This is a genomic window from Halobacterium sp. R2-5, from assembly GCF_011734195.1.
GTDB lineage: Archaea > Halobacteriota > Halobacteria > Halobacteriales > Halobacteriaceae > Halobacterium.
Window position 1 is genome coordinate 1,008,264 of record NZ_JAANTH010000002.1, and the last position, 23,095, is coordinate 1,031,358.

Annotated in this window: 23 protein-coding genes; 11 read left to right on the top strand and 12 right to left on the bottom strand. The window is 68.4% G+C overall.

Features of this window, described 5'->3' with window-relative positions:
• Positions 1-104 precede the first annotated feature (104 nt).
• Together G9C83_RS14080 and G9C83_RS14085 are read right to left on the bottom strand one after the other, a co-directional pair.
• On the bottom strand, positions 105-878 hold the full coding sequence (locus tag G9C83_RS14080; protein ID WP_167246967.1) for an IclR family transcriptional regulator: 774 nt from the start codon (positions 876-878) through the stop codon (positions 105-107).
• Positions 879-957: 79 nt separating this feature from the next.
• A complete protein-coding gene (locus G9C83_RS14085; protein ID WP_167246969.1) occupies positions 958-1,803 on the bottom strand; it encodes a fumarylacetoacetate hydrolase family protein in 846 nt (281 codons plus the stop codon).
• A gap of 108 nt (positions 1,804-1,911) precedes the next feature.
• On the opposite strand from G9C83_RS14085, the gene G9C83_RS14090 reads away from it, so the two are divergent.
• The 3 genes from G9C83_RS14090 to G9C83_RS14100 are packed head-to-tail and all read left to right on the top strand — an operon-like array spanning position 1,912 to position 5,243.
• A complete protein-coding gene (locus tag G9C83_RS14090) occupies positions 1,912-3,084 on the top strand; it encodes an enolase C-terminal domain-like protein (RefSeq protein ID WP_167246971.1) in 1,173 nt (390 codons plus the stop codon).
• A complete protein-coding gene (locus tag G9C83_RS14095) occupies positions 3,081-4,178 on the top strand; it encodes a Gfo/Idh/MocA family oxidoreductase (RefSeq protein WP_167246973.1) in 1,098 nt (365 codons plus the stop codon). Before G9C83_RS14090 ends, G9C83_RS14095 begins: the two co-directional genes overlap by 4 nt.
• Positions 4,179-4,226: 48 nt before the next feature.
• On the top strand, positions 4,227-5,243 hold the full coding sequence (locus G9C83_RS14100) for an aldo/keto reductase (RefSeq protein WP_167246975.1): 1,017 nt from the start codon (positions 4,227-4,229) through the stop codon (positions 5,241-5,243).
• A 12-nt stretch (positions 5,244-5,255) separates the two neighbouring features.
• Here the strand turns inward: G9C83_RS14100 and G9C83_RS14105 are convergent, their stop codons facing one another.
• Positions 5,256-6,032 (bottom strand): SDR family oxidoreductase, encoded by a 777-nt coding sequence (locus tag G9C83_RS14105; RefSeq protein WP_167246977.1) that lies wholly within the window; start codon positions 6,030-6,032, stop codon positions 5,256-5,258.
• A gap of 108 nt (positions 6,033-6,140) precedes the next feature.
• Between G9C83_RS14105 and G9C83_RS14110 the strand changes: the two genes are divergently transcribed.
• Positions 6,141-7,013 carry a fumarylacetoacetate hydrolase family protein gene (locus tag G9C83_RS14110; RefSeq protein WP_167246979.1) on the top strand — a complete coding sequence of 291 codons (873 nt, stop codon included), beginning with the start codon at positions 6,141-6,143 and terminating at the stop codon, positions 7,011-7,013.
• A 460-nt stretch (positions 7,014-7,473) separates the two neighbouring features.
• Here G9C83_RS14110 and G9C83_RS14115 read toward each other — a convergent pair whose 3' ends face one another.
• Complete coding sequence (locus G9C83_RS14115) at positions 7,474-8,259, bottom strand: IclR family transcriptional regulator (protein ID WP_167246981.1); 786 nt, start codon at positions 8,257-8,259, stop codon at positions 7,474-7,476.
• A gap of 129 nt (positions 8,260-8,388) precedes the next feature.
• Between G9C83_RS14115 and G9C83_RS14120 the strand changes: the two genes are divergently transcribed.
• Positions 8,389-9,858, top strand: coding sequence for an aldehyde dehydrogenase family protein (locus tag G9C83_RS14120; RefSeq protein ID WP_167246983.1), 1,470 nt, complete (start codon positions 8,389-8,391; stop codon positions 9,856-9,858).
• 8 nt (positions 9,859-9,866) lie between these two features.
• Here the strand turns inward: G9C83_RS14120 and G9C83_RS14125 are convergent, their stop codons facing one another.
• From G9C83_RS14125 to G9C83_RS14135, 3 genes are all read right to left on the bottom strand, one after another.
• Positions 9,867-10,646, bottom strand: coding sequence for an SDR family oxidoreductase (locus G9C83_RS14125; protein ID WP_167246985.1), 780 nt, complete (start codon positions 10,644-10,646; stop codon positions 9,867-9,869).
• Positions 10,647-10,708: 62 nt separating this feature from the next.
• Entirely contained in the window at positions 10,709-11,497 is a 789-nt protein-coding gene (locus G9C83_RS14130; RefSeq protein WP_167246987.1) for an SDR family oxidoreductase, read from the bottom strand.
• 70 nt (positions 11,498-11,567) lie between these two features.
• A complete protein-coding gene (locus G9C83_RS14135; RefSeq protein WP_167246989.1) occupies positions 11,568-12,743 on the bottom strand; it encodes an iron-containing alcohol dehydrogenase in 1,176 nt (391 codons plus the stop codon).
• Between the two features lie 70 nt (positions 12,744-12,813).
• Between G9C83_RS14135 and G9C83_RS14140 the strand changes: the two genes are divergently transcribed.
• The 4 genes from G9C83_RS14140 to G9C83_RS14155 all read left to right on the top strand — a co-directional run bounded on the left by G9C83_RS14140 (position 12,814) and on the right by G9C83_RS14155 (position 16,445).
• Positions 12,814-13,791, top strand: coding sequence for a D-2-hydroxyacid dehydrogenase (locus G9C83_RS14140; protein ID WP_167246991.1), 978 nt, complete (start codon positions 12,814-12,816; stop codon positions 13,789-13,791).
• A gap of 62 nt (positions 13,792-13,853) precedes the next feature.
• Positions 13,854-14,984: a thiamine pyrophosphate-dependent enzyme gene (locus tag G9C83_RS14145; RefSeq protein WP_167246993.1), complete on the top strand. Its 1,131-nt coding sequence runs from the start codon at positions 13,854-13,856 to the stop codon at positions 14,982-14,984.
• Positions 14,981-15,982 (top strand): alpha-ketoacid dehydrogenase subunit beta, encoded by a 1,002-nt coding sequence (locus G9C83_RS14150; RefSeq protein ID WP_167246995.1) that lies wholly within the window; start codon positions 14,981-14,983, stop codon positions 15,980-15,982. Before G9C83_RS14145 ends, G9C83_RS14150 begins: the two co-directional genes overlap by 4 nt.
• A 55-nt stretch (positions 15,983-16,037) precedes the next feature.
• Positions 16,038-16,445 (top strand): thioesterase family protein, encoded by a 408-nt coding sequence (locus tag G9C83_RS14155; protein WP_167246997.1) that lies wholly within the window; start codon positions 16,038-16,040, stop codon positions 16,443-16,445.
• A gap of 27 nt (positions 16,446-16,472) precedes the next feature.
• Here the strand turns inward: G9C83_RS14155 and G9C83_RS14160 are convergent, their stop codons facing one another.
• From G9C83_RS14160 to G9C83_RS14170, 3 genes are read right to left on the bottom strand one after another with little or no spacing between them, the layout of a single operon-like run.
• Positions 16,473-17,957: a tripartite tricarboxylate transporter permease gene (locus G9C83_RS14160; protein WP_167246999.1), complete on the bottom strand. Its 1,485-nt coding sequence runs from the start codon at positions 17,955-17,957 to the stop codon at positions 16,473-16,475.
• Positions 17,958-17,985: 28 nt separating this feature from the next.
• The gene (locus tag G9C83_RS14165; protein WP_167247001.1) at positions 17,986-18,489 is read right to left on the bottom strand and encodes a tripartite tricarboxylate transporter TctB family protein; all 504 of its coding nucleotides are present in this window, start codon (positions 18,487-18,489) and stop codon (positions 17,986-17,988) included.
• A gap of 48 nt (positions 18,490-18,537) precedes the next feature.
• On the bottom strand, positions 18,538-19,470 hold the full coding sequence (locus G9C83_RS14170; protein WP_167247003.1) for a tripartite tricarboxylate transporter substrate binding protein: 933 nt from the start codon (positions 19,468-19,470) through the stop codon (positions 18,538-18,540).
• 201 nt (positions 19,471-19,671) lie between these two features.
• On the opposite strand from G9C83_RS14170, the gene G9C83_RS14175 reads away from it, so the two are divergent.
• Together G9C83_RS14175 and G9C83_RS14180 are read left to right on the top strand one after the other, a co-directional pair.
• On the top strand, positions 19,672-20,115 hold the full coding sequence (locus G9C83_RS14175) for a universal stress protein (protein WP_167247006.1): 444 nt from the start codon (positions 19,672-19,674) through the stop codon (positions 20,113-20,115).
• A 62-nt stretch (positions 20,116-20,177) separates the two neighbouring features.
• Positions 20,178-21,206, top strand: coding sequence for an alcohol dehydrogenase catalytic domain-containing protein (locus G9C83_RS14180; RefSeq protein WP_167247008.1), 1,029 nt, complete (start codon positions 20,178-20,180; stop codon positions 21,204-21,206).
• Here the strand turns inward: G9C83_RS14180 and G9C83_RS14185 are convergent.
• Together G9C83_RS14185 and G9C83_RS14190 are read right to left on the bottom strand one after the other, a co-directional pair.
• Positions 21,203-22,015 carry an aldo/keto reductase gene (locus tag G9C83_RS14185; protein ID WP_167247010.1) on the bottom strand — a complete coding sequence of 271 codons (813 nt, stop codon included), beginning with the start codon at positions 22,013-22,015 and terminating at the stop codon, positions 21,203-21,205. The genes G9C83_RS14180 and G9C83_RS14185 overlap by 4 nt on opposite strands.
• A 60-nt stretch (positions 22,016-22,075) precedes the next feature.
• A complete protein-coding gene (locus G9C83_RS14190; RefSeq protein ID WP_167247012.1) occupies positions 22,076-23,092 on the bottom strand; it encodes an aldo/keto reductase in 1,017 nt (338 codons plus the stop codon).
• Positions 23,093-23,095: the final 3 nt, after the last annotated feature.

Sequence of the window (23,095 nt, forward strand, 5' to 3'; positions counted from 1 at the left end):
GTTGAACTCTCTTGTCGATCACTCCAGTATTCGACGCAGGAGTGAACAGGTTTCGGTATTACCAAACGACGCACTCCAGCTATCGAACGGCGCGTTCGATGGCGTCAGCTGTGGGCGACGTTGAGCTCGATGATGTTGACGGCGTCCCGGAGTGTTCCCGGGACCTCCTCGCGGAACCGCTCGGCGGACATCCGTCGCTTCGGCCCGGAGACGCTCACGGCGCCCAGCGGTTCTCCGTCGCTGTCCAGAATCGGGGACGCCACGCAGCGCAGGCCGTCGAGGCGCTCCTCGTCGTCGAAGGCGACGCCGTTCTCGCGGACCGCCTCCAGTTCGTCGAACAGCTCCCCGCGGTCCGTGATCGTCCGGTCGCTCGTCTGTGGCATCCCGTGGCGGTCCAGGACCGCGTCGACGCGCTCGCGGGGGTAGTGTGCGAGAATCGCCTTCCCGAGGGCGGTGTTGTGGAGGTGGACGCGGTGGCCCGTGTCCGCGTCGACGCGCACCGCGTCCTCGCCCGTCTCTCGGTGGACGTAGACGCCCATCCCGTGCTCCTCGACCATGAGGTTCGCGAGTTCGCCGGTCTCCTCGGCGAGCGTCCGGACCTCGGGCTTCGCGATGTCGCAGACCGGGTGTTTGTTGCGCGCCGTCACGCCGAGCCCGAGAAATCGCAGGCCGACGTGGTACTCGTCGCCTCGCTTCACGACGTACCCGCGCTGGCGGAGCGTGCTGAGGTAGTTGTGGACGCTGCTCTTCGGGAGGTCCAGCCGTTCGGCGAGCGCCGTCACGCGAGCGCCGTCGCTCTCGTCGAGCGCTTCCAGCACGTCGAACGTCGTCAGCGTCGACTTCACCGGGTTCTTCGCCTCGCTGCCGTTCCGTGTCATGCTAGCCCACGTCGAGTTCACTGTACATAAAACCTGTTCGTGAATGTGGAACGGAGGAGTGTTCTCGGGTCGCGTCGCGCTACTCCGCGACGACGTCGTTCTCGAGGACGCCGACCCCCTCGATTTCGGCCTCGACCTCGTCGCCGGGTTCGAGTAGCTCGGGCGGGTCGCGGAAGATGCCGACGCCGCCGGGCGTCCCCGTGGAGACGACGTCGCCGGGGCGCAGCGTCGTGAACCCGCTGATGTACGAGACGAGGTCGGCGACGTCGAAGATGAACTCCTCGGTGTTCGAGGACTGCTTGACGGTGCCGTTCACGCGCAGTTCGACGTCGGCGGCGTTCGCGTCGAAGCCGTCGCCGGCGACGAGCGTCGGGCCCATCGGCGCGAACGTGTCGTAGCTCTTCCCGCGGAAGAACTGGCCGTCGTCGAACTGCGCGTCCCGCGCGCTCACGTCGTTCAAGACGGTGTAGCCGGCGACGTACTCCTCGGCGTCCGCTTTCGGGATGTCGGCGCCGGCCCGGCCGATTACGGCGGCGAGCTCCACCTCGTAGTCCACCTGCTCGACGCCCTCGGGGTGGACGATGGCGTCCCCGGGGTTCGCGACCGCGCTCGGGGACTTCGTGAACAGCATCGGCTTCTCGGGGGGCTCCTCGTTCTGCTCTTCGGCGTGGTCGTGGTAGTTCAGGCCGGCGCAGACGATCTTCCCGGGCGTGGGAACGGGCGCGAGCAGCGAGACCGCCGACGCGTCTTCGGCCGGCAGTACGCCGTTGTCCACGTCGCGCCGAATCGCGCTCCTGACGGCTCCGTCGCCGAGTTCTGACAGAGACGGCGCGCCGCCGGGCCGTGCGTCGAGCGCGTGAATCTGGTCGTCGTCGAGCACGCCCCATCCCGGCGTTCCGCCGGTCGTGTAGCGAACGAACTGCATACTCCAGTGAGCCCGCGCGCCGCCCATAAATCTTCGCGCCGGAACAGGTCAGCCGGTGTGTGAGGGGTACGCACAGATTTATGATAGTGCCAGCGGAACGACGTGAGCATGGGGCCACGAATCACCCGTATCGAGAGCGTCGAGTTCACCTACCCCCTGGAGGACGTGGGCACCGACGAGGCGGGGTTCAACCTCGTCTACGAGCCCGGAGCGACGACCGAGCGCGCCCTCTACGGCCTGAAGGTCCACACGGACACCGGCATCACGGGCGAGTACGTCGGCGGGAACTCCCCGGGCGCCGCCCAGATCAACATGTTCGCGGACTACCTCGTCGGGCAGAACCCCCTGGAGCGCGAGAAGCACTGGAGCGAAATCAAGCGCGCGCTCCGGAAGTACGACCGCATGGGCATCGGTCCGGTGGACATCGCGCTGTGGGACTTCGCGGGGAAGTACTACGACGCGCCGATCCACGAACTCCTCGGCACGTACCGCACCGAACTGGACGCGTACGCGTCGACGTACCACGGCGACGAGCGCGGCGGTCTCGACTCCCCGGAGGCGTTCGCGGACTTCGCCGAGGAGTGCCGGGACCGGGGCTTCGACGGCTACAAGATTCACGGCTGGGGCGGCAGCGACGCCTCCCGGAAGCTCGACCGGGAGATCGAGACGGTGCGCGCGGTCGGCGAGCGCGTCGGCGACGAGATGGACCTGATGCTCGACCCGGCCTGCGAGTACGAGACGTTCGCGGACGCCCTGCAGGTCGGCCGCGCGTGCGACGAGCAGGGCTACTACTGGTACGAGGACCCGTTCCGGGACGCCGGCATCTCCCAGCACGCCCACCGGCAGCTCCGCGAGAAGCTCGACACGCCGATTCTCCAGTCCGAGCACATCCGGGGGCTGGAGTCGCACTCTGACTTCGTCGAATCGGGCGCGACGGACTTCCTGCGCGCGGACCCCGAGTACGACGCGGGCATCACGGGCGCGATGAAGGTTGCCCGGACGGCCGAGGCGTTCGGCATCGACGTGGAGTTCCACGCGCCCGGCCCCGCACAGCGCCACTGCATCGCGTCGTGCCGGAACTCGAACTACTACGAGCTCGCGCTCGTCCACCCCGAATGCGAGAACACCCAGCCCCCGGTCTATCAGGGGGGCTACTCGGACCTCCTCGACGACGTCGAGGACGGACGCGTCCCCGTGCCGGACGGCCCGGGGCTGGGCGTCGACTACGACTGGGGGTACATCGAAGACAACCAGACCGGCAGCGTCCACGTCTACGAATGACCTACACGGCAGGCATCATCGGCACCGGCGGCATCGCGGGCATGGGCATCCTCGGCATGCACGACGAGGAAGCCATCGGCAAGGAGAAGATTCGCGCGAGCCACGCGGGCGGCTACGACGCGACCGAGGGAATCGAACTCGTCGCGGTCGCGGACGTCGACGAGGAGAAACTCGAACGCTTCGGGGACGCGTGGGACATTCCCGAGGACCGCCAGTACCTCGGTCACGAGGCGATGCTCGACAGCGAGGACCTCGACGTCGTCTCGGTCTGCACGCCGTCGTTTCTCCACCACGACCACGTCGTCGACGCCGCGCGCTCGGACGCGTCGCCGTCCGTGATCTGGTGTGAGAAGCCGATCGCGTCGCGCGTGAGCGACGCCAACGAGATGGTCGACGTCTGCGAGGAGACCGACACGGAACTGCTGGTCAACCACTCGTTCCGGTTCACGGAGAAGCTCCAGCGCCTCCGCGAGCTCGTCCACGAGGCGGACATCCTCGGCGAGGTGCACTCCGTGACCGCGCAGTTCCGCATGGAACTGCTGCGGAACGCCACACACCTGCTGGACACGCTCGTCTACCTGCTTGACGCCCGTGCGGACACCATCAGCGGCCACGTCACGGGCGAGAACGAGGCCGTCGAATCGCTGGACGCCGACCAGGAGGTCGACGACGCGGGCGGCGGCGGCTTCGTCGTGATGGACGACGGCACGTTCGCGACCGTCGACTGCACGATTCCGCGTGCGGACTCCTCCATGACGTTCCAGTTCGTCGGGTCGAACGGCAAACTCTACATGAACAACGACGACGGCGAGTGGCGGTACTGGCGTCTCGAAGACGGCGAGCACGTCGAGGAATCGCTGCCCGGTATCGAGGGGTCGTGGACGTGGGACGACGACTACGAGGCGTCGTTCGCGAACGCCGCGGGCCACGTCCTCGACCTCCTGAACGGGGACGCCGAGAACCACTCCACGGGCGCCGAGGCGACGCGCTCGCTGGAGATCATCGTGGGGTTCTACCTCTCGCATTACACCGGCGGGCAGGTCGACGTCCCGCTGGAGCGCCCGCTCCGGGACGTCAACATCACGTCCTGGTAGCTGGGCGCCGGGAAACTGTTTTGGGGCTGGTAGACGGTGGTGTACCCGATGGATTACCGACAACTCGGCGACACCGGCACGCGCGTCTCCGAACTCTGCTTCGGCACGTGGCGCTTCGGCCGCGAGACCAACGGCGTCACGGAGACGGACCGCGAGCGCGCCCACGAACTCCTGGACACCGCACACGAGGAAGGCATCAACTTCATCGACACCGCGAACGTCTACGGCACGCCGAACGGCCGCAGCGAGCGGTTCGTCGGCGAGTGGCTGGAGGACCACGACCGCGAGGAGTTCGTGCTCGCGTCGAAGGTGTACTTCCCGTTCGACGAGGACGACCCGAACGGCCGGGGGCTCTCCCGCAAGCACATCCTCGACCAAGTGGAGGGGACGCTGGACCGCCTCGGCACGGACTACCTCGACGTCTACTACCTCCACCGGTGGGACGAGCACACGCCGATCGAGGAGACGCTTCGCGCCCTGAACTACCTCGTCGAGGCGGGGAAAGTCCACTACCTCGGCGCGTCCACGATGGCCGCGTGGCAGCTCACGAAAGCCCAGCTGACCGCCGAGAAGGAGGGGCTAGCGACGTTCGACGTGACCCAGCCGCTCCACCACGCGGGCTACTACGAGGACGTCAGCGACTACCTCGACGTCTGCGCGGACCAGGACCTCGCCGTCTGCAACTACTCGCCGCTCGCCGGCGGCTTCCTCACCGGGAAGTACGAGCGCGCCGACCCCGACGACCCGGAGGCGGTGGTCGCGCCCGACGACTCCCGGGGGAGCTTCGACGACCTGTTCGGCGACTACTACGCCTCCGAGCGCGGCTGGGAGGTCCTCGACGAGGTGCGGTCTGTCGCCGACGAGGTGGACGCGACGCCCGCGCAGGTCGCGCTCGCGTGGCTGATGGACTGGGACGAGTTCGCCTGCGTCCCCATCGTCGGCGCGCGGACGCCCGACCAGCTCCGCGAGAACGCCGCCGCCACGGAGGTCTCGCTGACCGGCGACCAGTGGGACCGCATCATGGACGCCCGCTACCGCGACGACGGCACGCTCTGGGGGCACTGACGCCCCGGCCCGCTACCCGGTGTTCGTCATGCCGCCGTCGACGACGAGCGACTCGCCGTTGACGTACGACGAGCGGTCGCTCGCGAGGTAGAGCGCGGCGTCGGCGATCTCCTCGGGCCGGCCGAAGCGCCCGGACGGAATCAGCTGGCGGAACGACTCGCCGCTCTCGCCGCCGACGATGGGGACGTCCTCGGTCGTCATCCGGGTCTCGATGAGTCCCGGATGGATCGCGTTCACGCGAACGTCCTCGGGGCCGAGTTCGGCGGCGAGCGCGTACGTCATCAGGCGGATCGCGCCCTTCGTGGTGCAGTACGTGACGAACCCCGCGCTCCCCTCGAGGCCGGCGACGCTGGACATGTTGATGATGTTCCCGCCGTCGCTGTCGACCATCTTCCGGGCGGCGTACTGGGAGCCGAAGTAGACGCCCTTCACGTTGATGTCCAGCATCCTGTCGAACTCGTCCTCGCCGACCTCGGTGAACGCCTGCTGGCGGAAGATGCCGGCGTTGTTCACCATCACGTCGACGCCGCCGAACTCGTCCGCCGCGTCGACGGCGGCTTCGAGGTCGTCGAGGTCGGAGACGTCGCAGTCGACGTACGTCGCGCCGACACCGTACTGGTCGGCGACGACCTCGTGGGTCGGCGAGCCGCCCTCTCGAGGCCCCTCTTGGATGTCGGCGACGACGACGTTCGCGCCCTCCTCGGCGAACCGCTCGGCGGTAGTTCGCCCGATGCCGCTCGACGCGCCCGTAATCACGGCCGTTTTTCCGTCCAGTTGCTGGTCCGACATGGTGTGCGGACTGTGTGCACACGTCACCGTAAAAGTTGCTCGCGCTCGGCCACTACCGTGTGCCGCGCTAGCACGAAACTTTTTGACAGTACGCGCTCGTGTGAGCGTATGCAGTACTTCAGAGTCAGCGCCGCCGACGGCGACAGGCTCGTCGTCCGGGCGGACCGCGAGTCCGAGGCGTACGACGTGACGGCGGCGAAACCGGGGCTGCGGACGTACGGCGACCTGCTCGCGGCGACAGACGTCACGCAGACCGACCCCGACGAGGTCGTCCGCTCGCTGCGTCCGGACGCCGAACCCGTAGCGGGCGAACGACTCGATGTGGACGCCGAACGCCCGCTCGACCCGCAGGAGGTCTGGGGCGCGGGCGTGACCTACCGCATCAGCGAGGACGCCCGCGAGGCCGAGAGCGGGACGCCGGACATCTACGTCGACGTCTACGACAGCGAGCGCCCGGAGATCTTCTTCAAGGCGACGCCGAGCCGAACAGTCGGCCCGGGAGCGGCCGTCGGCGTCCGCGGCGACTCGACGTGGGACGTCCCCGAGCCGGAGCTCGCGCTCGTGCTCTACGACGGCGAAATTGTGGGATACACCGTCGGCAACGACGTCTCCAGTCGCGACATCGAGGGGGCGAACCCGCTGTACCTCCCGCAGGCGAAGGTGTACGACCGGTGCTGCGCCATCGGCCCCTGCGTCGCGTCCGCGGCGGACGTCGACCCCGGTGACCTCGACGTCTCGCTGACGATCGAGCGCGACGGCGAGAGCGTCTACGACGGCTCCACGTCGACCGCCGAGATGGTGCGCTCGTACGACGAACTCGCCTCGTACTTCCGGCGGCACAACGCCGTTCCCGAACTGGCGGTGCTCCTCACCGGAACGACGCTCGTCCCCGACGAGGAGTTCACGCTCCGGCCCGGAGACACCACGCGCATCGAAATCGAGGGTATCGGCGTCCTCGAGAACTCCGTCGTCGAAGTCTGAGGCTCTTCGGAATCGCGGCGTCTTGCCCAGCCCACTCGTGTTCTCGGCCCCGGGTCGGCGCTCCACTGTCAGTCGTTCCCGCTCGGACGCCACCAGCAACGCCGTTTGGCGATGCCGAACCTGATCCTCGGCTGCCGGAACCGAGTTCGAGCGAGTTACGCTGCCAGCGAACCGCTCGCGGAGTCACTACCGTAGTATAGGCGTAATTACCGTTCTCCCGGAGCAATTCTCGGAAGGAGGGTGACGACGATACTGCGTCTGTTTCCGGCTGTACGAGAACTCTATCGACGTATTTGGAATTACCAAATTATTCGCGTCCGTCCGTCGCCGGTATCGTCGAATACGTGGCGAATTGGCCGTTCTCCGGCGCGAGTGCGGCTCCCTACCTGGGAGACTAGTTTGGAGACGCCGAACGAGAACGCGACTGGCAGTTGGGGTTCGCAGTGGTTCCGGGGGCGGCTCACTCGGTGATGGTGTGGACGTTCACCTCGGCGATGTTCGACGCCCGGATGACCGATTCGGCGAGGTCGGTCTCGGCCTCGTCGGCGTTCAGCCGGCTCGTCGGCCCGGAGACCGAGATGGCGCCGAGCACGTCGCCGCCGCTGGTCGTCACCGGCGCGCCGACCGCGCGGATGCCCACCATCTGCTCCTCGTCGTTGACGGAGTACCCCTGCTCGCGCACCCGCTCTAAGTCCTCGAAGAGCTCCTCGCGCGTGGTCATCGTCTGGGGCGTCCGCTGAACCATCCCGTGGCGGTCGACGATCGCTTCGACGCGCTCCTCGTCGAGCTGCGAGAGTATCGCCTTGCCGACCGCCGTGCAGTGGTGGTGCGAGATCGGCTCCTCGCGCTTCCGCGTGTGGTACTCCGTCCCGACGGCGTTCTCGCCGAACGTCTCGTACAGCGTCACTAGCCGCCCGTCGTGCTCGACGACGAGGTGCGCGCACTCCCCCGTCTCCTCGGCGAGCCTGTCGACCTCCTCCTCGGCCGCCCGGTAGATGCGGCTCTTGTTCCGGACGTGCTCGCCGAGCGGGAGCAGCAGCGGCCCCAGCCGGTACTCGTCGCCGTCCTGGACGACGTAGCCGCGCTGCTTGAGCGTCGTCAGGTGCGTGTGGACCGACCCCGGCGACAGCGTCGAGTACTCCGCGACCTCGGAGACGGTCGCCTCGTTGACGTCCCGGAGGTACTCCAGGATCTCGAAGGCGTTCTCCACCGACTTCACCGTGCGAACGCGGGTTTCCTCTGTCATGGTAGACCAACCCACGCCAGCCCACTCATAGTTTTTGGTAAAACCAAACGCGGGGCGCTCGGCGCGAGCGACTGTCACACGGGCGCTCCCACCAAAAACTTATCCGGATATCGGTGCTTCTCGTGAACGATGACTGCCAACCGCCAGCGCGGCCTCTACGTCGACGGGGAGTGGCGCACCGACACCGGCGATGACATCGAGAGCGCGAACCCGGCCGACGCCGCGGAAGTCGTCGGCGTCGTCGCGAAGGGCGACAGGGACACCGCGGTCGAAGCCATCGACGCCGCGAACGACGCACAGGACGCGTGGCGCGGCCTCTCCGCACACGACCGCGGAGCGTACCTCCACGACGCCGCCGACGTCGTCGAGTCCCGGTTCGACGAGCTGACCGAACTCGTCTCCCGCGAGATGGGCAAGACCAGGGGCGCGGCGAGCGGCGAACTCCAGCGCACCGTCGACCTGCTCAACTACTACGCCGAGGTCGCACGGGACGCGGGCGGCATCGCGCCGCCGAGCGCGAGCGACGACACGGTCGCGTACACCACCCGCGAGCCGTGGGGGACGGCCGCGATAATCACGCCGTGGAACTACCCCATCGCGATTCCGACGTGGAAGATCGCGCCCGCGCTCGTCGCCGGCAACGCGGTCGTGTTCAAGCCCGCCTCGCAGACGCCGACGGTCGCCGGCGAACTCGTCGCGGCGTTCGACGAGGCCGGCCTCCCGGACGGCGTGCTGAACTTCGTCCCGGGGTCGGGCAGCGAGGTCGGTGACGAACTCACGACGAACGACGGCGTCGACGTCGTCTCGTTCACCGGGAGCTACGAGGTCGGCAGCAGCGTCGAGCAGGCCGCCGCGGACGCCGGCAAGCGCGTGCAGTGCGAGATGGGCGGGAAGAACCCCCTGATCGTCGACGAGACCGCGGACCTCGACCTCGCCGTCGACCTCACCGTACAGGGCGGACTCAGCGGGCTCTCCGGGCAGGCGTGCACGGCGACGAGCCGCGTGCTCGTCTTCGAGGACGTCGCCGACGACTACCTCGACCGCCTGCTCGACCGCGTCGACTCCCTCGAAGTCGGTGACCCCCTGGACGACGTTGACATGGGTCCGAAGTCCTCGGAGGCCGAGATGGACAGCGACCTCGAGTACATCGACATCGCGGAGGACGAGGGCGCGACGCTCGCGGCGGGCGGCGGGCGCCTCACCGGCGACGGCTACGACGACGGCTACTTCGTCGAGCCGACCATCTTCACGGACGTCGACCCCGAGATGCGCATCGCCCAGGAGGAGGTGTTCGGTCCCGTCGTCTCCGTCATCGAAGTCTCGGACTACGAGGAGGCCGTGGAGGTCGCGAACGGCGTCGACTACGGCCTCTCGGCGTCCATCTGCACGAACCGCCTCGACCGCGCCAAGGAGTTCGTCGGCGACGTCGAGACCGGCCTCGTGAAGGTCAACCAGACGACCACGGGCGTCGAGATGCAGATGCCGTTCGGCGGCCGCAAGCACTCCAGCACGGAGACGTTCAAAGAACAGGGTCGGCAGGCGCTGGACTTCTACACCCACGAGAAGGCCGTCTACGTCACGCACTACGACGGCGAATAGACCCCCTCCTACTCGTCGAAGGCGCTGTTGGCGAACCCGCCGTCGACGGTGAGCACCTCGCCCGTAGTATAGGACGCGGCGTCGCTGGCGAGGTAGATGGCGGCGCCGACGAGCTCCTCTGGCTCACCGATGCGCCCAGTCTCGGTCTTCGCTTCGACCGCCCGGCGGCGCTCGGTGCCCTCGGCGTACGCGTCGGCGGTCTGGGGTGTCAGGATGAACCCGGGTCGAATCGCGTTCACACGGATCTCCGGGCCGAACTCCTTGGCGGCGACGCGCGTGTACGAGTCGGTGCCGCCCTTCGCCGCGGAGTACGCCGCGGTTTCGGGCATCGCGAGCGTCGCGCCCATCGAGGAGATGGTCACGATGCTTCCGGAGTCCATCGCGGACTGGAACACCTGGCACGCGCGGTGGACGCCCGTCAACTGGACGTCGAGGACGTGGCCCCAGTCGCTCTCGGAGACCGACGCGATGGGTTCCCGGGCGATGGCGCTCGGGGACGCGACCAGCACGTCCACGCCGCCCAGTTCCTCGACGGTGCGCTCGCGCAGTTCGACCAGGGACTCGCGGTCGGTCACGTCGCAGGTCTCGACGACCGTCTCGGCACCGCGCTCGCGGAGTTCCGCGGCCGTCTCCTCGACCGCGGACGCTGTCCGGCTCGATGCCACGACGTCGGCGCCGTCCGCGGCGAACCCGAGCGCGATGGCACGGCCGATGCCGCTCGTCCCTCCGATGACGACCGCTCGCTTCCCCTCGACCGTCACCGGACTGCTGGCGCTCCCGTCAGTCATACCGCCAGATGTCGCGTGACTCCACTTAGTTCGTTGGGTGGGCGAGCAGGAACGCGCTGGACTCAGAGGTTCGACGAGCCCGCTCCGCCGTCGATGGTCACCGTCTCGCCGTTGATGTAGCCGGCCTGCGGCGACGAGAGGAACGCGACGGTGCGCCCGAGCTCCATCGGGTCGCCCGTCCGTCCGACGGGAATCCCGGTCCGGTGGTCTTCGAGGCCGTCCTGATAGTCCTCGTAGTCGCCGCGCTCGACGCCCTGCTCGATGACTTCCTCGACGCGCGGCGTCTCGTGGACCCCCGGGAGCACGGCGTTCGCGCGCACGTCGGGCGCGAGTTCCTTCGAGAGCGTCTTCTCGAGGCCGATGACACTCATGCGGACGGAGTTCGAGAGGACGAGGCCGTCGATGGCTTCCTTCACGCTGCTGGACGCGATGTTGACGATGGTGCCGCCGCCGTCCTGGAGGGACTCGGCAGCCTCGTGGACGAGGCGGACGACGCTCATCACGAGCAGGTCGTAGGCGTCGTACCAGTCGCCCTCCGTCTTCTCGAGGAACGGCCCGCTCGGCGGGCCGCCGGCGTTCGTCACGAGGTGGTCGACGGTCCCGAACTCCTCGACCGTTCGCTCGACGAGCGCCTCGATGTCCGAAGGCTCGGTGAGGTCGCCCACCTGGCCGACGACGTCGCCGTCGGCGTCCTCGCGGACGTCTTCGACGGCTGCCTGGAGGCGGGCCTCGTCGCGGCTGTTCATCACGACGTTCGCGCCCTCCTGTGCGAGCGCCCTCGCGGACGCCTTCCCGAGGCCGCTGCTCGACGCCGTTACCAGTGCTGCGTCGCCCTGGAGTTGCAAGTCCATAGCTACCAATCCACTCGGACGGCGTATAAATATTCACCCCGGGCGTTCCGAGAACGAGCCGCGTGGTCGGTTACAGCGCGTTCCGGTAGATCTGCACGACGTCGTCGCGGTCGAGGTCGCGGGGGTTGCGGTCGATGTTGTGCTGGGAGTACTCGAAGGCGATGTCCGTGAACGACTCCAGTTCCGCCTCGTCGAGGTCGCCGAGGTGGCCGATGGAGGTCGGGATGCCGACGTCCTCGGTGAGCTCGAAGACGGCGTCGACGCTCGCGTACGCCCGGTCGAGCGTCGACCCCTCGGCGTCCGCGCCGAGCAGGTCGGCGACGTCCGCGAAGCGCTCGGTCTCGGCGGGGACGTTGTACTCCATCACGTGCGGGAGCAGCATCGCGTTCGCGCGGCCGTGGCCGACGCCGTACTCGGAGCCCAGCGGGTACGTGAGCGCGTGGACAGCGCCGAGCCCGGAGTTCACGAACGCCTGGCCGGCGACCGTGGCTGCGAGGCTCATCTGGTAGCGCGCCTCGTCGTTGTTCCCGCCCTGGAGGACCGCGCCGCGGAGGTTCGAGCCGATCATCCGGATGGCTTCCCGCGCGAGGATGTCCGAGTACGGCGTCCGCAGCGTGGAGACGTAGCTCTCGACGGCGTGCGTGAGCGCGTCCAGGCCCGTCGCGGCGGCGACCGGCTTCGGCAGCGAGCGCGTGAGTTCGGGGTCGACGACGGCGAGGTCCGCGAACAGCGCCGCGTCGTAGACGACGCGCTTGACGCCCTCGCTGTCGGAGAACACGCCGATGTGCGTCACCTCGCTGCCGGTGCCGGCGGTCGTCGGGACGAGCGCGAGCGGGCGGCCCGCGCCGGGGACGTTACCCATCCCGAGCGTGTCCGTGATGGGGACGTCGTGCTCCGCGAGCGCGGAGGAGAGCTTCGCCGTGTCGAGGACGCTCCCGCCGCCCACCCCTACCACGACGTCGTGGCCACCGTCTCGGAGCACGTCCGCGGCGTCCTCGACCATCGAGAGCTTCGGCTCGGGCTTCACGTCGGTGAAGAAGTCGACTGAGGCGCCGGCGTCCTCCAGCGCCGCGACGACCGGGTCGGTCACGCCCGCGCCGACGATGTTCTCGTCGGAGACGACGAGCGCGCTGTCGGCGTCGGCGGCGAACGCCGTCAGCTCCGCGGTGGCGTCGAACCCGTACGCGATGCGGTCTGGACTCTGGACGTCGTAGGTGCTGCTGCGGGAGGCTAACCCATCGAGCATGATTCGGTAATCCAGCTAACCGGAAATATAAGTTGCGGCACGCGGTACCACGATACTGGTTACCACTCCTATGCCTTCGTCGAACCCCGACGTCGTCGTGCTTCGCGGAACGGCCCACGGGATGTCCAGCGAGCGCGCCGCCCGGCGGCTGCGCGAGCACTTCCCGGAGAAAGACGTTCGCCTCGCGGGGACGCCCCGGGAGGAGCGAGAACTCGTGAACGCAGCGCCCGTCGCGACCGGCCTCAGGCTCGACCCGGAGGTGCTCGCGAACGCGGACTCGCTGCGGCTGTTCGCCGCGGCGTCGGCGGGCGTCGACCACCTGCCGCTGGACGAGCTCGCGGAGAGGGGCGTCGCCGTGACGAACGCCTCCGGCGTCCACGCACCGAACATGGCCGAACAGGTGCTCGGGGACGTTCTGGTGTTCGCGCGGAACCTCCACGAGGGGTGGCGCCGGCAGTCGAACAGCGAGTGGCGCCACTTCCGCGGCGGCGAACTCAACGGGAGCACCGTCACCGTCGTCGGGATGGGCCCCATCGGCGAACGCACGCTGGAACTCCTCGCCCCGTTCGACGTCGAACGCGTGGGCGTCCGGTACACGCCCGAGAAGGGCGGGCCGGCCGACGAGGTTCTGGGGTACGACGACGACCTCCACGAGGTGTTCTCGCGGTCGGACTACGTCGTGCTCGCGTGCCCGCTCACCGACACCACGGCGGGCCTCGTCGACGAGCAGGTGTTCCGGACGCTGCCGCCGGACGCCGTCGTCGTGAACGTCGCGCGCGGCGGCGTCGTCGACACGGAGGCGCTCGTCGCGGCGCTGCGCGGGAACAAGATCCGGGGTGCGGCCCTCGACGTCACCGACCCCGAACCGCTACCCGAGGACCACCCGCTCTGGACGCTGGAGAACGCGCTCGTCACGCCGCACAACGCCGGCGGCACCGACGAGTACTGGGAGCGCCACGCCGACATCCTCGCGCGGAACCTCGAACGCGTCGACGAGACCGGCTCGTACGCCGACCTCGAGAACCAGGTGGTCGCGCCCGACGACTGAGGCACCTCGTCACACACTGACACACCACAACCTATTTTTCCGTCGTTCGTGATTCCCCCACCATGGCAAAGTGGACCGAATCACGACCCGACGAGGACTTCTCCCGGGTGCTCGCGCCGGACGGCACGCTGTCCGGGGAGGCGCCCGTCGACGAGGCGACGGCGCTACGGATGTACGAGACGATGAAGCTCTCCCGGCGTTACGACGAGAAGATGCTGAGCCTCCAGCGCCGCGGCGAGATCAGCATCCTCTCGCGGAGCTGGGGCGAGGAGGCGATTCCCGTCGGGAGCGCGGCCGCCCTCGAGGCGGGCGACTGGTGTTTCCCGACGTACCGGCAGACCCCGAGCAAGCTCTACTGGGGCGGCCCGCTCGACCGCGCGGTCGCGGGCCTGATGGGCCACGAGCCCGAGACCATCGAGGAACACCTCCCGCTCGACGAGGCCGACGAGCCGGCGGTGAACTTCTCGCCCATCTACATCCCGCTGGCCGCGAACGTCACGAACGCCGTCGGCTCCGCGATGGCCGACAAGTTCGAGGACGGGAACACGGTGACGCTGTCGTACATCGGCGACGGGTCGACCAGTCAGGGGGACTTCTACGAGGCGCTGAACTTCGCGGGCGTCTTCGACGCGCCCGCGGTCACCATCTGTCACAACAACCAGTGGGCCATCTCCGTGCCCTCGCACCGCCAGACCGCCGCGGACACGTTCGCGCAGAAGGCCGAGGCGGCGGGGATGCCCCACGAGCGCGTCGACGGCAACGACGTGTTCGCGGTGTACGCGGCGACCCAGCGCGCCGTCGAGCGCGCTCGGAGCGGCGAGGGACCGACGCTGCTGGAGTGCGTGACCTACCGCGTCGACGACCACAACACCGCCGACGACGCGGGCGCGTACCGCGACGAATCCGAGCAGGAGTTCTGGGCGGAGCGCGACCCGGTCGACCGCCTCGAAGCCTACCTCCGCTCGGAGGACGCCCTCGACGACGAGGCCATCGAGGCCATCGAGGCGGACGCCGACGAGCGCGTCGAGGAAGCGGTCGACCGCGCCCGCGACGTCCCCGAGGACGACCCCGAGCGCATCTTCGACAACCACCTGCAGTCCGAGTCGTGGAACGAGCGCCACCAGCGCGAGGAGCTCCGGGCCGAGCAGCGCGGCGAGAACCCCTTCACGGACTTCACGGGTGATGGGCTGTGAGCGCCGACTACGCCGACGGCGAGACCAGCGAGGTGAACCTCGTGACCGCCGTCCGCGACACGCTCGCCCAGGAGATGCGCCGCGACGAGAACGTCCGCCTGCTGGGCTACGACATGGGTCCCATCGGCGGCGTGTTCCGCGCGACGGAGGACCTCTACGAGGAGTTCGGCGAGGACCGCGTCATCGACACGCCGCTCTCCGAGAACGGGATTCTGGGCGCGGCCGCGGGGATGGCGATGCGCGGCCAGCGCGTCGTCCCCGAGATCCAGTTCCTCGGGTTCTTCTACCCCGCGTTCGGCCAGTTCATGTACACCATCTCGAAGATGCACGAGCGCTCCGGCGGCGCGTTCGAGATGCCACTGACCGTGCGGATTCCGTACGGCGGCGGCATCAAGTCCAGCGAGTACCACTCCGAGTCCACGGAGAGCTTCTTCGTCCACACGCCCGGCGTCCGCGTGGTCTGCCCGAGCACGCCCGCGGAGACGAAGGGCCTGCTCGCCGCGTCCATCCGCAGCGACGACCCGGTGATGTTCCTCGAACCGAAGGCCGTCTACCGCACCGGCACGCAGGAGGTCCCGGAGGCGGAGTACACGCTCCCGCTGGACGAGTCCCGGACGGTCCGTGAGGGCTCGGACGTCACCGTGCTGACGTGGGGCGCGATGGTCCGGCACGCGGAGACGGCGGCAGACCAGGTGGACGCTGACGTCGAGATTCTCGACCTGCGGACGCTGTCGCCGCTGCCCGTCGACGCCGTCCTCGACTCGGTGAAGAAGACGGGGCGCTGCGTCGTCTTCCACGAGGCGCGCCGCACGCTCGGCCTCGGCGCAGAGCTCTCGGCGCTCGTCAACGAGTACGCCATCGACCACCTGAAGGCGCCCATCAAGCGCGCGACGGGCTACGACGTCCACTTCCCGAGCCACCAGACCGAGGAAGCGTACCTGCCGGACGAGCAGCGCGCCGCCCACGCCATCGAGGCCGTCACGTCCTACGAGTACTAGGCCGGCGCCCGCTGTCGGGGCAAGCTATTTTCTCCGCGGCCCGGATGGTGAGGGTATGCCCGAGTACACGTACGAAATCGAACTGGAGCCCCAGTACCGCGACCTCGATCCGAACGGCCACGTGAACCAGGCGGTGTACGCGAGCTACTGCGAGCAGGCGCGCGCGAACTACTGGGCGGACGTCATCGGCCAGCGCCACGACCGCGCGGAGCTCGTGATGGTGCAAAGCGAGATGGAGTTCGCGGCGGAGATCCGCCTCGGGCAGACCGTCACCGTCCGCCAGCGAATCGGCGAGCTCGGGGACACCAGCATCCCCATCGACTACGAGGTGCGCGTGGACGGCGAGCCCGCCGCGACCGGCTCCGTGGTGTTGCTGTCCTACGACCGCGACGCCCGCGAGCCAGCCCCGATTCCCGACGAGTGGCGGACCGCTATCGAGGAACACGAGGGCCACGACGCGTGAGCGGACGGAGAAGGAGGGAAACGGCGGCTACGCCCTGTTGAACCGCTCGGCGATGAACGGCGTGAACAGCGACAGCGCCGCCAGCAGGAGGATCCCCATCGCGAGCGGGCTGGTGTAGAAGATGTCCAGCGAGCCGCCCGAGAGCTGCAGCGACCGCCGGAGGTTGTTCTCCGCGATGGGTCCGAGAATCAACCCCAGCACGATTGGCGCGAGCGGGTAGTCCTCCATGCGCAACACGAACCCGATGATGCCGGCGATGATCATCGTCCAGACGTCGATGACGTTGCCGTTCAGCGCGAACGAGCCGACGACACAGAGCACGATGATGACCGGCCAGAGGTACTCCGGCGGGAAGTTGATGACCCGCACCCAGAGGTGCGCGCCGAGCAGCCCCGCGACGAGGATGACGACGTACACGAGGAAGAACCCGACGAAGATGGAGAACACGAGCCCGGTCTCGTCCTCGAACAGCCCCGGCCCGGGGCGGATGCCGTGGACGAGCAGCGCGCCGATGAGGATGGCGGTCACGGAGTCCCCGGGGATGCCGAGGGTGAGCGTCGGCACGAGCGCGCCGCCCGTGCTCGCGTTGTTCCCCGCTTCGGCGGCGGCGACGCCGCGGACGTTCCCCTCGCCGAACGGCGGCTTCGCCTTGCTCGCCCAGCGCTTGGCCTCGTTGTACGTGACGAACGACGCGATGTCGCCGCCCGCGCCGGGCAGCGCGCCGACGAACGTCCCGATGAGGCTGGAGCTCACCGTGACGTTCCGGATCTCGTTCACGTCGCCGAACGAGGGGACGATGCTAGAGAGCTCCTGCTCGACGGAGATCTCGGAGATCCCCTCGCGGTAGCGGTTGAACGCCTCCGCGAGTCCGAACAGCCCGATCATCACGGCGATGAACTGGATGCCGGAGGTCAGCGCCGGGACGCCGAACGAGAACCGCGGGTAGCCGGTCGTCGGGTCGATGCCGACGGTGGCGATGAGCATCCCGAGCAGCCCGGTTATCATGCCCTTCGTGATGGAGTCGCCGCTGACGTTCGCGATGATGGTGAGCCCGAAGAACGCGAGCGCGAAGTACTCCGGCGACCGGAACTCCAGCGCGAACTGCGCGATCTGCGGGGAGATGAACGTGATGAGGATGATGCTGATTGCGCCGCCGACGAACGACGCGAGCGTCGCGATGCCGATGGCGCGGCCCGCCTGCCCCTGCTGGGACAGCGGGAACCCGTCGAAGATGGTCGCCGCGGCGCTCGGCGTGCCGGGCGTCCGAATCAGGATGGCGGGAATCGACCCCGCGAACAGCGCGCCGCCGTAGATGCCGAGCAGGAGCATCATCCCCTCCGTGGGGTTCATCCCGAACGTGAACGAGACGAGCACGCCGACGGTCATCGTCGCGGTCATCCCGGGAATCGCGCCCATCACGATGCCGATGAACACGCCGAACACGATGAGCGCGAGCGGCAGCGGCTGGAAGACGAGCGCGGCGCCCTCGACGATACCCGCGAAGATGTTCATCGCGGCACCTCCGCGCGGAGGCGCGGCGTCACGCGAGTCCCACCCCGGTGAGTAGCCCGGGTAGCAGCCGGCTGATCGGGAGAATCGCGCTCTCTGGGAGGGGGACGCGCAGGAACTGCACGAAGATGTAGTAGAGCGCGATGGCGACGCCGATGGACACGGGTATCGACGTCCGGAACCCGTCGACGCCCGAGAAGTGCATACTCAGGAGGAGAAAGACGACGGTGCCGGCGAGGAAGCCGAAGTACGGCATCGTGAGCACGTAGCCGACGACGAGCGCGGCGGCGACGGCGACGGTCTTCACGGTCGACCGCGAGATCTCCACCGTGCGCGGTTCACCCTTCCGCGTCGCTTTCACCAACTGGACGAGCGCGAACACCGACATCAGGCCGACGATGACTCGCGGGAAGAACGCGGGCCCGGTCGCGCCGTAGCCGGCGGGGAAGTCCGTCGTGAGGTAGAAGGTGGCGGCGGTCAGCACGAAGACGAGCCCGCTGGCGACCTTGTCGGTATGGCTGAGCTTGAGGGTCATGTGGAGTTCATTGGAAAGATGGGGGAGATTTGCGGCGGTTCGACGGGGTCAGACGTCGACGTTGTCCGTAATCTCGTCGAAGCTCTCGTAGGACTGCTGCATGAAGTCCCCGAACTCCTCGATGTCGCGGTGGACGAGGCCGAAGCCGCTCTCCTGCATCCACGACTGGAAGTCGTCGGACTCGTACACGTCGTAGTAGCCCTCGTACAGCTGGTCGATGACGTCGTCGGGCGTGTCGTTCGGGACGCCGAGGCCGCGCCACGCGCCCATGGTGAAGTCGACGTCCTGCTCCTGGAGCGTCGGGACGTCGGGCATGATGTCGACGCGCTCCTCGCCGAAGACGGCCAGCGTCGTCAGCGGGCCGTCCTCGACCTGCCCGAGCACCTCGGGGGCGCTCGACGTCGTCGCTTCGACCTCGCCGTTGACGACGGCCTGCGTCGCCGGGGCGCCGCCGTCGTAGCCGACGTGTTCGAGTTCGATGCCGGCTTCCTGGGCGAACCCGACGGCCGACAGGTGCCAGATGCCGCCCGGACCGGAGTTCGAGACGCTGATCTCGCCGGGGTTGTCGTTCGCGTAGTCGATGAACTCCCCGAGGGTGCTGTAGGGGGCGTCCTCGTGGACGGTGAGCGCCGCCGGGTCGAAGTTGTACTGCATCACGGGCTTGACGTCCTCGTGGTTCACGTCGGCGATGCCGAGGTGCGAGATGGTGGTGATCTCGACCGTGAGTACGCCGACCGTGTAGCCGTCGGGTTCCGCGTTCGCGATGGCGTTGAACCCGACGCTGCCGGTGCCGCCCGTCTGGTTCTCGACGTACGCGTCGACGTCCCAGGTTTCGCTGAGCCCGCTGGCCAGCTGCCGTCCCGTCTGGTCCGTCCCGCCGCCTTCGGCCCACGGACAGATCATCCGGATGTCCTCGTTGGGGAAGTTCTGGCTGCCGCCACCGCCGCCGGACAGCGAGTTACAGCCGGCGAGTCCGGCCATGGTGACTGCCGATCCTGCGCCCGCTGCTTTCACGAAATCGCGCCTGCTTAACACGGTATCTCTTACCATACGAGACTTCGATTCACACTAATGTTAATTAAGCTTTTCCCACATCCGAGTCGGGGCCGCTACCGGTCGATTCGGGACGAAGCCGGAATTTCGTACAAACGATTTATGGTCGGATGGCGTGAATCGGGGGGTATGCCAGTCGTCGTAGCCATCGACCGCTCCGACAGCGTCGAGAACCTCGTCGCGGAGGCGGCGAAGCTGAGCGACCGCTTCGACACCGAGCTCCACGTCGTCCACGTGGCCGGCCAGTACGAGACCACCGAGCGCGTGCGCCTGGAAGCCATCGACGGGTCCACAGACCCCGTGGAGATGGACGACGAGGAACGCGCCCGGACGCACGCGGAGAGCGTCGCCGCCGCGGTCACGGACTCGTTCACGCCCGTCGGCCTCGTCGGCTACCCGGAGAACGAGATTCTCCGCTACGCCGACGAACACGACGCGGAGTACATCGTCATCGGCGGCCGGAAGCGCTCGCCGATCGGGAAAGCCCTCTTCGGGAGCACCGCCCAGGCCATCCTGCTGGACGCCGACCGTCCCATCGTGACGGTCCCGCCGGTCGGGGACGCCGAGGACTGACCCCCAACTACTTGTGGAGTTCCACCAATGACTAGGCGAACGCGCCCCCCGGAGAGACACCCATGAGAGCTATCGTCCAGACCGGAACGAGGGAAGTCGAGGTACAGCAGCGCGACAAGCCGACGCCGGACGCCGACCAGGTGCTCGTCGAGGTGCACAGCGCGGGCCTCTGCGGCAGCGACGCCCACGCCTACACGTACGAGGACGGCTACAAGTGGATTCCAATCCCGCGCGTCATGGGCCACGAGTACGCCGGCACCGTCGTCGAAGTCGGCGACGGCGTCACCGGGCTCTCGGTCGGCGACAACGTCGTCGAGGAGCCGATTCACAGCTGCGGCGAGTGCTTCCAGTGCAAGAACGGCCAGCCGAACGTCTGCCAGAACTTCTCCATCACGGGCATGCACCGCGACGGCGCGTACGCGGAGTACGTCGCCGTCGACGCGTCGTCCGTCCACCGCATCCCGGACTCGGTCCCGCTCGAACACGCGGCCATCACGGAACCGACGAGCATCGCGACCCGCGCCGTGTTCACGCAGTCCTCGGTGACCCCCGGGGACAACGTTCTCGTCGAGGGCCCGGGCCCGATTGGCGTCCTGACCGCCGTCGTCGCCGACTCGATGGGCGCGAACGTCCTCGTCTCCGGGCTCGAAGCGGACACGCGGTACCGCCTCCCCCTCCTGGCGGACATCGGTGTCGACACCGTCAACGTCCAAGACGGGGACCTCGACGACCGCCGCGAGGCGTTCACGGACGGCATCGGCTTCGACGCGGTCTTCGACACGACCGGCCACCAGTCCGGCGTCGAGATGGCCGTCGACCACGTCCGGAAGGGCGGCGAGGTAGTCGTCGTCGGCCTCCCCGGAGCGCCCAGCGAGGTGTTCATGACGCCCGTCGTCCGCGGCGAAATCACCGTCCAGACGTCGTACGGCTCCGCGTGGCGGAACTTCGAGCAGGCAATTCGCCTGATGGAGAACGGCGCCGTCGACGTCGACGCCATCGTCGACCGCTCCTACAGCGTCGACGACCCGACCGCCGCCTTCGAGGGGTTCCTGAACTCCGAGACCTGCAAGCCCGTGTTCACGTTCGCCTAGTTCCGCCAGCGCGCGTACTCGCGGTCGATGATGCGGTGCTCGCGCTCGATGCCGTCGATTCTCTCGACGTCTTCGCCGTCGAGGTCGAGGTCGCGGGCCGCGAGGTTGTCCCGCATGTGCGCCTCGCTGGACGCCTTCGGGATGGCAGCGACGTTCTCCTTGGAGAGCAGCCACGCCAGCGACACCTGCGCGGGCGAGGCGTCGTGCTTCTCCGCGACCGCCTGAACCTCCGGCACGTCGAAGACCTCGCCCTGCGCGAGCGGGCAGAACGCGACGACCCAGTGGTCGTGCTCGCGGGCGTACTCGCGGAGCTCCTCCTGCTGGAGGAGCGGGTGGCACTCGATCTGGTTCGCGGCGATCGGCGCGTCCAGCACCTCGCGGGCGGTGTCCAGCGTCTCCGGCTCGAAGTTCGAGACGCCGACGTGCTCGATCTTCCCGTCGTCGTAGAGCTCCTGGAACGCCCCCAGCGTCGTCTCCGGGTCGTACGGGTCGGCGGGCCAGTGGACGTACAGGAGGTCGACGTAGTCCGTCCGCAGCCTGTCGAGGCTGCCGTCGACCATCGAGAGCACGTCCTCGCGCTCCGGCACGGGCGAGTCCGGGTGGGCGACCTTCGTCGCGAGGAACACGTCGTCGCGGTCGACGCTCGCGGCCTCCAGGCCGGCGCCGACGTACTGCTCGTTGTCGTACGCCTCCGCGGTGTCGACGTGCCGGTAGCCCGCTTCGAGCGCCGTTCTCACGTTGTCCTCCCACTGGTCCTTGTCGGTGTCCGAGTAGGTGCCGAGCCCGACACGCGGGATGTTGACAGTCATACTACCAGTCGCGGCGGCGGTTCTGTTAAGTGTAGCGGTGAGCGCGGCGCTGGCGGGCGCTCAGTTGTACCGGGAGTCGGACTGCCACGGGTCCGGGTTCGGGCCGAGCGCTTCCTTCAGGTCCGCGGTCGCGTCGTCGAGGTCGGCCAGCAGGTCCTCGGAGAGCGAGACGTCCGCGGCCGCCGCGTTCGCCCGCGCGTGCTCCGGCGAACTCGCGCCCGCGAGCACGGCGGTCACACCCGGCTGGTGGAGCGGCCACGCGAGCGCCACCTCGACCATGTCGCGGTCGTACTCCGCGCAGAGGTCCCGGATTCGCTCGACCGCCGCGAACGTCTCCGCCTCGGCGCCAGCCTCGCCGTGGCGCGCCCCCGGGCGGTCCCCCGAGAAGTGCCGCGTCCGCATCCGGCCCGTCGGGTACTCCTCGATCGACTCGTACTCGCCGGTGAGCAGGCCCTGCGCGAGCGGGCTGTACGCGACCAGGTCCACGTCCTCGTCCCGAGAGGCGTCCGCGACCCCGTACTCGATGGCGCGCCACAGGAGGTTGTACGGCACCTGATTCGCCTCCACGCGGCCCTCCGCGAGGGTCGCGTCGAGGTCTGCCGGCCCCGTGTTCGAGACGGCCGGCACCCGGATTTTCCCCTCCTCCTGCAGTTCCTTCATCGCGCGCATCGTCTCCGAAACCGGAATCTCGGGGTGCTGGTAGTGAACGTAGTAGACGTCCACGTAGTCCGTGCCGAGCCTGTCGAGGCTCGCCTCGCAGGCCGCCTTCAGGTCGTCGTACGCGAGGTTGTCCTGCCACACCTTGCTCGCGACCACGACGTCGTCGCGGTCGAGGCCGTCGAGGGCCTCCCCCAGCACTTCCTCGGAGTAGCCGTCGCCGTACGCCTCCGCCGTGTCGAAGAACGTGACGCCGCTGTCGTACGCCTCGTGGATGGTCTCGATGGCCTGGTCCTCGTCGGTCTTCTCCCAGTCGGAGCCGCCGCTGATGTTCCAGAGTCCGAGGCCGACGCGGCTCACCTCTACGTCCGTCTGTCCGAGCGTCTCGTACTGCATCGCCCGGTACTTGTCAATCGTCACCGA